Genomic DNA, 11,394 nt, shown 5'->3' with positions numbered 1-11,394 from the left:
ATGCTAGGCATCTTGCAGTATATTGCGCCGACCCTTCAGTTCCTGGTTGGGTTGTTGATCTTCCATGAACCCTTTGATCAGACGCGCCTGATCGGCTTCGCCATGATCTGGCTGGCCCTGCTCATTTATTCTGCAGAGGGCGTCATCCACCAACACGCGCTGCGCGAGGCGCGTCTATGAACCCTCTCGCCTACATGCCTCCGATCGTGCTTGCAGCCACGACAAAGAATCCGATAACGCCGATGATGCCGATGATTAACATAATATAAAATATCTCCGAAAAACCGTTTTCGCCGTGCATTGCGGCCCTCCTGTTGGAAGAGGAAAATCAGAAGATGAAAATGTTCTATTTCTGAAGACGATGTAAAGTCAAAAAGGTTATGATGACTTGCTTTTTGCTCATGCGGGATTCATAATTGGAGCAAGGTGTAAACTGGGACCACCTGAATACCGATAGACAGGAGTGGAAAACGGTGGAAGAAAAATCCTCGACGATTGCCCAACCCGCAGAGAAAATGCGCTATCTTTCCGAGCTAATGGTGTTTCAAGACCTTTCCCCGCGCGAGATGGAGGAGCTGAATCGCATCACGACGATAAGCACCGTTCCGAAGGGCCGCGTCTTTTACCGGCCGGAAGAGCCGGGCGAGGTGCTCTTCATCCTCAAAGAAGGAAAAGTTCAGCTATATCGCATCAGCCCGGAAGGAAAAAAACTGGTGATCACGACGCTCGGCCCGCACACTCTGTTCGGCGAGATGGCGTTATTGGGAGCGAAGATGCACAATACGTTCGCCGAGGCCGTCGAAGACTGTCTCATCTGCGTGATGAGCCGCAGCGATCTGGAGCGCTTGATCTTGAACAAGCCTCAGGTGGCGCTGCGCATCTTGGAAATCACCGGTCGCCGTTTGCGCGAGGCGGAGGAACGTCTGGAGAATATGGCGTTCAAAGGAATTCCGGCGCGATTGGCCAGCATGCTTCTGCGTCTTGCGGAGGAGCAGGGGAGCAACGAGATCACCGGCTTCACCCACCAGGACCTGGCGGAAAGTGTAGGCACCTATCGGGAGACGGCGACCCAGGTGCTCAACGATCTGAAAGCCGCGGGCTATATCGACATCGGGCGCAAGCGCATCACGATCCTGGACCCCGAGGGCCTGGCCACCGTCGCCGAAAGTTGACTTGCGCTGAACCCAGCTTCAACACGATGTGTAGTAAATTAAACGAAAAAGTTATAGATCAGTTGACATTTGCCGGAAACGTCGCTACAATCGTTCCTGAGATTGTGCCTCAAGGCACAAACTGATGGAAAACATCAGATTTGCTTGCTCTCACAAGCTCGTCTGTCAACGTGAATCTTCAGGGCGGCGATGAGTTTGGGCGACAATGCATTCTTGAAGACAAGTATAGATCATTCCACAATTCAGGAGGTCTTTTCATGACGCATGTGATTTTTGACCCTTGCATTCGCGATGGCGCCTGTGCAGAGGTGTGCCCTGTAGAGTGCATCGTTCCGGGATTCCCGGAAGATGAGTGGCCCTGGTACTATATCGATCCAGATACATGCATTGACTGTGGCGCGTGTGTTCCCGAATGCCCGGTCGACGCCATTCTGCCGGAAGAAGACCTGCCCGAAGAGTATCGATACGCCGCCGAATTGAATGCTCTGTATTTCTCTGAGGGGCCTGGCTACTCTGCACTGGAGAAGATAAAGTCCTAGACCCGTAACGGGCGCTTCAATCCGAATCAGCCGACCCAAGGAACCTCTGGCGACAGGGGTTCCTTTTTTGATCGCAGAAATCCATTGGGTGTCCCTGTTTCAGACTTTTCGGTCTGATTGCACCCGTTGTTGATTCCATCCGTTGTAAGGAGCCGCATCCATCTCTTTTTGACGAAAGTGTGTATTAGTATGGACCATCCGTATATCGAAACCGTTCCCGACTGGTCTGATGTGAAACGCGCTCTGGTGATCGTCGCCCATCCGGATGACGCCGATTTCATTTGCGGCGGCGCCAGCATTCAAATGGCGCGACAGGGCATTGAAGTCACCTACATGGTGTTGACGAACGGCGACAAAGGCAATCACAATCCAGAAATCACGCGCAACCAACTGATCGCCATGCGTCAGATTGAACAGCGCAAAGCGGCGAGCCTGTGCGGCGTCAAGGAAGTGCTCTTTATGGGGGAAGAGGATGGCTTCCTGCGTCCGCATCGCGCCATTCGCAAGCGCGTGACGCGCGAGATCCGTCGGATTCGCCCAGAACTGATCATCTGCACCAATCCCGACCGCTATTTCGTCGGCGACGGCTATATCAACCATCCAGACCACCGCAACGCCGGCTTGATCGCCATTGAGGCCATTTTCCCGGCCGCCGACAACCCGATGTTCTATCCCGACCTGGCCGACGAGGGCTATCACCCCCATAAGATCAAATATCTGTATGTGCACGGCCATGAGGCGCCGACGCTGAAACTCGACATTACGGCTGAAATTTCCACCAAGATCGAGGCTATCCTCTGTCATCGGTCGCAGTTCAGCGATCCAGAAGGCGCCAAACAACGCTGGCTGGAGACTTGGGGCGAGAAGCAGCCAGATGGCTCTGTTCGCTACTTTGAGTTCTTCAAAGTGATGAAATTCGGTTGATTCGGCAAGTCCTCTCTTCCATCAGGAAGATGCGCCGGACAATCCCCACATCCCAAGCAACACCGCTGCAATGAAAAAATGGGGAGGACTCCAACTGTTGGAATCCTCCCCATTCGCCGTTGTGTGCGGTTCAGCGCAGAATCACCGCCCCATCTCGGCCATCATCGTCGCCTCCTGCTCGTTGGCGAAGGCGGTCAGGTTGTCCAGCGTGGCCTGAATGTCGGCGCCCTGCATGATCTCATTGAACGCCCGGGTGGCGGCGTCGCGCACCGCCTGGTAGGAGATCAACTGAGGCTCGTAGGCGCTGTAGGGCAGCAGCGCCACGCCTTGTTGGAACGGCTTGTTCGCCAGGACGGCCTCGGAGAAGTACTGCGCCGTGCTGGCGCGGGTCGGGAAGTAACCGCTGATCTCCACCCAGCGCGCCTGAATTTCCGGCGAGGTGAACCACTTGATGAAAATCCAGGCGGCCACTTCTTGCTCCGGCGTCGTCTTGGCGATCATCACGTCGCCGCCGTAGATGTTCTGCACCGGCTCCGGCGTCGTGTGCGGAATCGCCGCCACGCCCCACTCGTCCGGCGCGCGCCCCTGCTCTTCCGCAACTTTGGCGATGTCGGCTGCGTAGAAGGGAATGCCCGAGGTGGAGCCCTGCGTGAAAATCGCCTTGCGCGCAGCGAATTGCGGATTCGGGAAGCCTTCGGTGAAGAAATAGGCGCAGCCCGAGTCGTAGAGGTCCTTGAGGAATTTCATCGCCTCGACGGTGGCCGGACCGTTGTAGATATAGCCGGTGCCGTCTTCCGTCAACACATGGCCGCCGAAGGCGAACGTCCAGGACGCCACGGCGGAAGCGTCGTCGCGCAGGATGTAGCCGCCGGTGCCATCGCCGTTGGCCGCCGCCGCTGCGCACGCCATCTCCTTGAATTCAGCCGGCGTCGTGGGCGGGCCGGAGAAGCCCAACTCCTCGAGCCACGTTTGATTGTAATAGATCACCTCCATCGAGCGGTTGGGCGGCCAGCCCAGGCGCTGGTTGTCAAACAGCGGATTCACGCTCTGCTCCAGGAACGCCGGGTAGAAATCGGCGATCTCCTCTTCGCTCATCCCCCATTTCGGATCGTACAGCAGCAGGTTCAGGTCGACGAGCGTGTCGTTGAGCTGATAAAAGGACTGATCGTTCTGATAACCGACGAGCAACGCAGCGGGCAGTTCGCCGGCGGCAATGCTTGAGTTGACCTTGTTGCGAATTTCATCGTAGCCGCCCTGGTTCTGCGCGTCGATCGTGATGCCAAACTCATTGGTTTCGTTGAACTCGGCGATCAGCGCTTTCAACCCCTCTTCGCGTCGACCAGAGTGCTGATGCCACCAGACGACGGTCTGCCCGCTCGGATCGACGTTCGTATAGACGCCGCCTTCCTGCGCAGGTTCGGCTGTAGCCGGCGCTTCCGCCGCTGGCGCTGCGGGCGCCGCCGGGGCGGCCGGCATCGGCGCGCAAGCCGAAACGGCAAACGCCGTCACCAGCAGAAGTGCAATGAGCCATCGAAATGCTTTCATAGGATCTCCTCTTGAAAAACTGGAACGATCTGCTTCCTGAAATTTATATTCACAACGGCCGAGCCGCTGTTTGACGCTATCCTTTCAGGCCGGAGGTGGCGATGCCCTCGATAAACGTTTTCTGCGTGAAAAAATAGAGCACGATGACCGGCGCCATGGTGATCACCGAACCGGCCATCTGCAGATGAAATTGCGCTCCCGCTTCATCGATGAAGGCGAAGAACCCATAGGTGATGGGGCGCCAATCGGGCGTCGTCGTCACCAGAATCGGCCAGGCCAGCGCGTTCCAGGCGCCGATGAAGCTGAACAGCACCAACGTCATGAGGGCGGCCCGCGAGAGCGGAATCATCACCTGCAGCAGATACCGCAGATGGCCGGCCCCGTCGATCTGCGCCGAATCCCACAGGTCGCTCGGCACCTGCATGAAAAACTGGCGCAGCAAAAAGATGCTGAAGGCGCTGGCCATAAACGGGATCGTCAACGCCGGCCAGTTGTTGATCCACGGAATCGGGCCGACGCGACCTAGCCAGGAGACGGTGATGAAGTTCGGCACCCACGTGATCGCTTCGGGCAACATGAGCGTCGAGAGCAGCAGGCTGAAAAGCAGATTTTTGCCCCAGAACTCCATGCGCGCAAAGGCGTATGCGGCCAGCGTGCAAAAGACAAGCTCTCCGGCCACCGTGATGGCGGCGATGCGCACGCTGTTCCAGATGTAGCGCGAGAAATTGGCCTGATTCCACGCGTCGATATAGTTGCGCCATTGCGGCGTGCTGGGCAGCCATGCGCCGCCGTTCGCCTCGGTGAGATTCATCAGCGAAACGCTGACGGTGTATAGAAAGGGCACAATCGCCACCGCTGCGCCGAGCGTCAGCACCAGATAGGCGCCCGCGAATCGGAATATAGGTGGCTTCTTCCTCTGCTGCGCAGATGCGACTGCTCGCGACTGCGCCAGCGCCTCAGCCATAGTGCACCCGCCTCTCCGCCACACGATTGTTAATAATCGTTAAAACAATGATGACCACCAACAGCAAGACGGCCAGCGCCGATGCATAGCCGTAGCGCGTGTCGCGCTGGAATGTCTGGAAGATCACGACGCTAGCGGTGTCGGTCGTGCCGAGCGCTGCGCCTGTGCGCAGCACGTAAATATGGTTGAAGGCTTTGAAGGTGCCGATCACCGAATAGAGCGTCAGAAAATAGATCGTCGGCGACAGCAACGGCAGCGTGATATGGCGAAATTGCGCCCAACGCCCGGCGCCGTCGATCGCCGCCGCCTCATACATTTCTTTGGGGATATTGCCCAGCCCGGCGAGAAAGATCACGGTGTTGAAACCGAAGAAGGTCCAGACGCCGTAGATCATGATCACGACCAACGCCAGGCTGGGGCCGCCGGCCCAGGCAGGCAACGACACGCCCGGCGTCAGCAGATTGAAAACGCCGTTCGGCTCGTTGATCCATCCCAGTGCAGGAAGCCCAAAAAAGTTTAGAATGCTGTTGATCGGAGCCGTCGGACGATTCGAGAAAATGATCTTAAAAACAGCGGCGGTGCCCACGAAGGGAGCGATGTAGGGCAGGAAATAGATCACGCGAAAGAAGCTGCGCCCTCGAATCTCCTGGAAAAGCAGCACGGCGAGGATGAGGGCGACGATCAGCTGCGGAGGGATGGTGCCCAACGAGTAGTAAAAGGTCGCCAGCAAGGCGTTCCACCAGACGCGGTCTCCCTGGGCAATCACGCGCGGCGCCTCTGCGATCAACACCCAGGCGCCGAGGATCAACGCGGCGGCCCCCATCAGCCGAAAGATTGCACCGGCCATGGTCTCGCGATGGCTGGCGCTTTTCCAGAGTTTCCAGGACAGCCAGAGCAGGAGAAAACCGGCGCTGATCAGGATCATTTGGGAGGCGAGATCCAAACCGCCGCCTGCGCTCAGAGAATTCTCGATCCGTCTCTCCAGTTCAGCCCAGGTCAGCCAGCCGATCGCCCCCGCCAGCGCCAGCAAAATTGTCGCCAATGTGAATGAACCGGTGTAGTTGCCGTAGCGATGACGACGGCGACGCAGGCGCGCCATCAGCCAGGCGCTCAAGGCGCCGAGGATCAACCCACCCAACATCAACCCCATCATCTGCATCACCTGCGGGGCGGTCAGGGCTTCGCCAAGGAGGCGTTGAAAATTTTCCGGCGTGTTGCGGGCGCCGCGCAGCTGGTTGGGAATGTCGAGCAACAGCGGCAACAGCCGGACCACCCAGCCCAGCCCTGCTGAGACCATCACGCCGAAGGCAACGCCGGGCGCCGCCCAGCCCCAGAATGCATCGTTGTGCGCCCTTGCTTCATGGGCGCCTCGCCACAGCGCACGCACCGCCAGAAAGATGAGCGCCAAAATGCTCCAAAAGCTCAGAAGGTAGATGAGATCCCCGATTGCGGTGATGTAGTTCCCCAGCCCATCGAATGTGCCGGGAATGCGATTGATGCCGCGATGGGTGCTCATGAAGGCTGCAAAGACCAGCGGAAAGAGGCCAAAGACGCCGACGATCAGAAAGGCCGGCGTCAGAAAGAGGTAGGCCAACAATGCCTCGCGCACGCGTCGGCCCTGTCGCCCCGACAGAATGTTGCGCCTGGCGGCGACGGGAAGAGCGCGAGGCGTCGAAGAGGCGGATTTGGTTTCGCCGGTCAGAAGCGCGTCACTCATGAAGCCTCTGGTCTATGCTTGGATGTCTCGGCGGGCGCAGGGCTGTTAACATCGCAGGTCAATCTTTGGGAAATTGGACCGTCGCCTCGCTATGGAGGGAGATCGTGCAGGGATGCATCGACTTCCAATCCTCCGAAACAAGAGAGAAGTCTGCATGATTGGGAATCGCTTCCTCATTTAGTATAGTAAACGCAACAGGATGCGTCAATTCTTTTTCAGAATTTTTCCATGCCGAATGATTGCACAACCATGTTAACGGGCGGTCAAGTAGCCGTTAACATTGGGAGCAATTTCTCACTCGCCAGAAACGATTCCTGACAAAACGATTCCTGACAAATCGTCCGCTCTGCGGCATACTATCTTTATGACGACAGAAATACAGCAATTCGCCGAGTGTTTGCGCACCAATATTCAGAAGGTGATCGTCGGCAAGCGCGAGGTGATCGATACGTTGATCATTGCGCTGCTCTGTGAAGGACATGTGTTGATTGAGGATGTGCCCGGCGTCGGCAAGACGATGCTGGCGCGAGCGCTGGCCGCCAGCATCGGCAGCGATTTTCGCCGCATTCAATGCACGCCCGATCTGCTCCCGAGCGACATCACCGGCGTCAGTATCTTCAATCAGGAGACGCGACGCTTTCAGTTCGCGCCCGGCCCCGTGTTCACCAATATCTTGCTCGCCGACGAGATCAACCGGGCCACCCCGCGCGCTCAGGCCGCCCTGCTGGAATGCATGGGAGAGCGACAGATCACCGTCGACGGGGAAACTCGACCGTTGCTGCGCCCCTTCCTGGTGCTCGCCACACAAAATCCGATCGAGTTCGAGGGAACTTTTCCGCTTCCGGAGGCGCAGCTCGACCGTTTTCTTTTTCGGGTGCGACTCGGCTATCTTTCTCCTGACGAGGAGGAAGCAATGCTCGTTGCGGTCGCCGGTCGTCATCCCATCGAGCAGCTCGGCGCCGTCGCCTCCGGGGCGGAGGTGGTCAAGCTCGCCGAGCTCATTTGGAGCATACGCGTCGATCGTTCGGTGCGGCGCTACATCGTCGCTTTGATTCACGCCACGCGCCATCATCCCGACCTGGCGTTGGGCGCCAGCCCGCGCGGATCGCTAGCCCTCTATCGCGCCTCGCAAGCGCGTGCGGCCATCGCAGGCCGCAATTTCGTGCTGCCTGACGATGTTCAGGCCATCGCTCCGCTGGCTTTGCCACATCGTTGCATTGTCCGGCCTGAAAGCGCACTGCGCGGCCGCAGCGCCGACGAAATCATCGCCCAGATCGTGGAGAGCACGCCGCTGGATCTCGGCGCCGTCGACGAGTGAGCGTCATGAACCACATCTTCTGGGCGCTGCTGATCCTCTTCGCCATCGCCGCCTTGATGCGCATGGATTGGGCTTACTACCTGGTCTATGTCGTCGGCGGCGTGTGGGCCTTCAGCCACTGGTGGGTGCGTCGCACGCTCCAGCGACTGCGCGTGAAGCGGCGCATCCCGCAGTACGCCTTCACCAACGAAGTGGTCACCGCCGCGATCGAGATTGAAAACTGCTCCTGGCTGCCGTTGCCCTGGTTGCAGGTGCAGGAGGCGGTGCCGCTCGACCTGAAAGACCAGCCGGACTATCGCGTCGTGCTGAGCATCGGCGGCCGCTCTGCGCTCCGTCACACCTACCGATTATATTGTCGCCGCCGCGGCTACTACACCGTCGGGCCGTTGAGCTTGCGCACCAGCGATCTGTTCGGCTTCGTCGATGCGCGCTGGCAGGAGGCAGGCGGCGACGAGCTGATCGTCTATCCGGCGATCGTGCCGCTGGAAAAACTCGGCCTGCCGGGGCGCATGCCCTTTGGCGCACTGCCGACGCGCCGCCAGCTCGACGAAGACCCGGCCCGTCTCGGCGGCGTGCGTCAATATGTGAGCGGCGACAGCCTGCGACGCATTCACTGGAAGGCGACCGCCCATGAAGACACGCTCCTGGTCAAAAAGCTGCAACCCTCGCAAGAGCTGCCGGTTTTTATTGCGTTGAATCTAGACCGCTCCGCATATCCGGCGCGCGCGTTGATCGGCGCCAGCGAGTGGGCGATTTCGATCGCAGCGTCGATCGCCGGACACATGAGCGAGCAGCGTCAGGCGGTGGGGCTGGCCTCGAACGGCGTCGATCCCTTCATCGAGGGGCCGGCCGCACCGATCGGCCTGCGCGTCGGGCGCAGTCATCTGATGAACGTCTGGCGCTTGCTCGCCCGCATCCAGCTCAACGATGAAGCTCCGCCCCTGCACGAGTGGCTTCCTCTCCAGACCGCCAGTTTGCCCTGGGGAACCACCGTGGTCCTGATCGCACCCGGCGTGGACGAGAAAGACCTGTGGATGCTGCACCGTCTGCACCGACGCGGGTCAAACGTCGTCGTTCTGGTCTGCGCCGGCCAGCGCGATTTTCGTTCGATTCAGGCGAACGGTCGTCGCCTTGGACTGCGCATTTTGCCGGCGTTGTGGGAGAGCGACTTGCAGGCGGTTGAACAACGATTAAAGCAGTTCGAGTGATCCCCGGAGATGAAAATTGCCTGACCAATCGTCACGAAGACGCAAAGCCACAAAGAAGGAAGTTCGAGGGATCGTCCAGAGATGAAAATCGCCTGATCCAGAAAGGACTTGACATGCGCCTGACCGAGGCAATCGATATAGCAGAATTGGAAACGCTGCAGAGACGTTGGGGGGCGTTCCCCGTGGCGCAGACGACGCTGAACGTCGCCGATCCTTTCCTGAGCGGCGAGCATCAGCAGTTGGCCTCGAATGGCCGCCGCGCCGAGATCTGTTATGTCCTGCATCGCGGAGACCCGATGCAAGGGGTGCTGCTGCACGCCAAGACCTTCTATCCGGAGGGCATCTATCGGCTGCCCACGGGCGGCGTGCACACTGGGGAGCGCATCATGGAGACGGTGGCGCGCGAGATTTTCGAGGAAACCGGCCTGCGCATCGGCGAAGGCGATGACGACGCGCAAGTTGAACGTTGTCTGGGCGTGTTGGCCTACGAACTGCACCATGCAAGGTTGGGCGCCGTTTCGTTCGCCACCTATCACTTTCTGGTGCGCATGCCTCTGGACGCAGCCATCGCGCCGCAAGACCCGGAGGAGTCCATCCGCGGCTGGCAGTGGCGACCGGCGACGGAGTTGCCTTGGGTCGCCGATCTGTTGGCGATGACCTATCGGATTTCCAAAGAGTGGGCGGATTGGGGGCGCTATCGCGCGCTCAGCCATCGATTTGTGGCCGAGCGCCTAGCGTTAAAGTCCTGATGCGGCGAGAAGAGAGATGTCAGAGGTGTTCCTGTTGGCTGTCGAGCGCGGTGCGCGTAAAGAAAAGCTCCACCAGGTCGACCAGGTCATCCGGGCTGGCGAGCCAGCGCCAGTCCATCACCGTCTGCAGCTCCGTGTCAATGACGCCCGGCGTGGTTCGCACCCAACTCATCACGTACCCCGTGATGGAGCTGAGCCGCTTGCCGAGCAACAATAACATCAGGTCAAAGTTGTGGCTGTGGTAGCAGTTGAGCAGCCACACGCGCTTCACTTCCGGGTGCGGGGGCAGGTCGAGCAACGCCTGGAAGCATTGCCGATCCATGCCGGGTTGTACGTCGAGCATGACGTTCACCGCCACCATGTTGTTGGTGCTGACCTCCATCTCCAGTTCAAGGAGAGTGTCGATGTCGGCGCGGCCGCCGAAGCTCAGCAGGGTGCTCGTCTCCCGCACGCCGTCGACGCTGCGCACGACATCGAGCATGAACCTGTTAAAATCGGCGACGTCATGAATCAGACACGTAAAACGCAGATCGGCGCGCTGGCGCAGCCAGTTTGTCCACAACGGTTTGACGCCTTCGCCTCGATAGCGGCGCAAATTGTGCAGCATCTGCTCACGGGCGGTCTCATCCTTCCCGCACATGATGTCTACGTCGATGATGGCGAGAATCGGCTGGATCGAGCGCATGGTGGGCGGCGCACCACTTTCTTGAACGGTGTTTTTCGGCATGATAGCGATAGTGTAAGGCCAACAGCCGCCGACGACAAATTGAAATCTACGGAGGCGTCATTCTGCCGATTTCCACACCATCTGCAAGATTCGTTTCCCGTGCACCCCTTTTAGAGCTTGGTCAGAGGCTGGCGGATGAAGGCGAGGTTTTCTGGAGAGCCGCTCTCTGTTCTTCAAGCACGACTATCTTAAGTTGGTCGCCAATCTGCGTCTGCGTGCGTTCAATGGTGCCGACCGGCGCTTCGACGACATAGCGACTGTTGCGATAGATCTTGCCGATGGCCCACGGCTTCATCGCCCGTTCTAGCCCTACGACGCGATGGTTCTTGTCCACGTAGATGACGTCGATCGGGATGGACATGAACATGCAGTGAACGCCATGGCAAGGCTCGAGGATGATTCCATGCCCTTCAGGCAGGTCGCGCACTCCGATCAATCCGCGCAGTCGCGCCCAGCGCGTGTTCGCCATCTTCCCGTGGCTGAGCACGATCGTATTTCGACTTCGGTTTTCAACTTGCACCATGTTTGCAC

The 11,394-nt window shown here is 58.9% G+C and carries 11 protein-coding genes and 1 pseudogene; 7 read left to right on the top strand and 5 right to left on the bottom strand.

Annotated elements, in window-relative coordinates; genetic code table 11:
• The 4 genes and pseudogenes from Q0367_RS05535 to Q0367_RS05520 all read left to right on the top strand — a co-directional run.
• A pseudogene (locus tag Q0367_RS05535) lies at window positions 1-180 on the top strand (EamA family transporter RarD); the annotation flags it as partial.
• Window positions 181-473: 293 nt separating this feature from the next.
• Window positions 474-1,172 (top strand): Crp/Fnr family transcriptional regulator, encoded by a 699-nt coding sequence (locus Q0367_RS05530; protein ID WP_297632560.1) that lies wholly within the window; start codon window positions 474-476, stop codon window positions 1,170-1,172.
• 257 nt (window positions 1,173-1,429) lie between these two features.
• The gene (locus Q0367_RS05525; RefSeq protein WP_297632557.1) at window positions 1,430-1,711 is read left to right on the top strand and encodes a ferredoxin family protein; all 282 of its coding nucleotides are present in this window, start codon (window positions 1,430-1,432) and stop codon (window positions 1,709-1,711) included.
• A 189-nt stretch (window positions 1,712-1,900) separates the two neighbouring features.
• Window positions 1,901-2,635 (top strand): PIG-L deacetylase family protein, encoded by a 735-nt coding sequence (locus Q0367_RS05520; RefSeq protein WP_298981191.1) that lies wholly within the window; start codon window positions 1,901-1,903, stop codon window positions 2,633-2,635.
• 141 nt (window positions 2,636-2,776) lie between these two features.
• On the opposite strand, the gene Q0367_RS05515 is transcribed toward Q0367_RS05520, so the two are convergent.
• The 3 genes from Q0367_RS05515 to Q0367_RS05505 form a co-directional block, all read right to left on the bottom strand.
• Entirely contained in the window at window positions 2,777-4,180 is a 1,404-nt protein-coding gene (locus Q0367_RS05515; RefSeq protein ID WP_297632551.1) for an extracellular solute-binding protein, read from the bottom strand.
• Window positions 4,181-4,256: 76 nt separating this feature from the next.
• Complete coding sequence (locus tag Q0367_RS05510) at window positions 4,257-5,144, bottom strand: carbohydrate ABC transporter permease (protein ID WP_298981190.1); 888 nt, start codon at window positions 5,142-5,144, stop codon at window positions 4,257-4,259.
• On the bottom strand, window positions 5,137-6,861 hold the full coding sequence (locus Q0367_RS05505) for an ABC transporter permease subunit (RefSeq protein ID WP_298981189.1): 1,725 nt from the start codon (window positions 6,859-6,861) through the stop codon (window positions 5,137-5,139). Before Q0367_RS05505 ends, Q0367_RS05510 begins: the two co-directional genes overlap by 8 nt.
• A 364-nt stretch (window positions 6,862-7,225) precedes the next feature.
• Between Q0367_RS05505 and Q0367_RS05500 the strand changes: the two genes are divergently transcribed.
• The 3 genes from Q0367_RS05500 (at window position 7,226) to Q0367_RS05490 (ending at window position 10,136) form a co-directional block, all read left to right on the top strand.
• The gene (locus tag Q0367_RS05500; protein WP_298981188.1) at window positions 7,226-8,179 is read left to right on the top strand and encodes a MoxR family ATPase; all 954 of its coding nucleotides are present in this window, start codon (window positions 7,226-7,228) and stop codon (window positions 8,177-8,179) included.
• 5 nt (window positions 8,180-8,184) lie between these two features.
• Complete coding sequence (locus tag Q0367_RS05495) at window positions 8,185-9,387, top strand: DUF58 domain-containing protein (RefSeq protein ID WP_298981187.1); 1,203 nt, start codon at window positions 8,185-8,187, stop codon at window positions 9,385-9,387.
• A gap of 113 nt (window positions 9,388-9,500) precedes the next feature.
• On the top strand, window positions 9,501-10,136 hold the full coding sequence (locus Q0367_RS05490) for an NUDIX domain-containing protein (protein WP_298981186.1): 636 nt from the start codon (window positions 9,501-9,503) through the stop codon (window positions 10,134-10,136).
• Between the two features lie 19 nt (window positions 10,137-10,155).
• Here Q0367_RS05490 and Q0367_RS05485 read toward each other — a convergent pair whose 3' ends face one another.
• Both Q0367_RS05485 and Q0367_RS05480 read right to left on the bottom strand, forming a co-directional pair.
• Window positions 10,156-10,863, bottom strand: a complete 708-nt coding sequence (locus Q0367_RS05485; protein WP_297632533.1) for a hypothetical protein — start codon at window positions 10,861-10,863, stop codon at window positions 10,156-10,158.
• A 121-nt stretch (window positions 10,864-10,984) separates the two neighbouring features.
• The gene (locus Q0367_RS05480; protein ID WP_298981184.1) at window positions 10,985-11,386 is read right to left on the bottom strand and encodes a DUF192 domain-containing protein; all 402 of its coding nucleotides are present in this window, start codon (window positions 11,384-11,386) and stop codon (window positions 10,985-10,987) included.
• Between the last annotated feature and the right edge of the window lie 8 nt (window positions 11,387-11,394).

This window comes from uncultured Caldilinea sp. (assembly GCF_937128415.1).
GTDB lineage: Bacteria > Chloroflexota > Anaerolineae > Caldilineales > Caldilineaceae > Caldilinea.
Note: the sequence above shows the minus strand (reverse complement) of the source record. Positions and strands in the feature narration are given on the sequence as shown.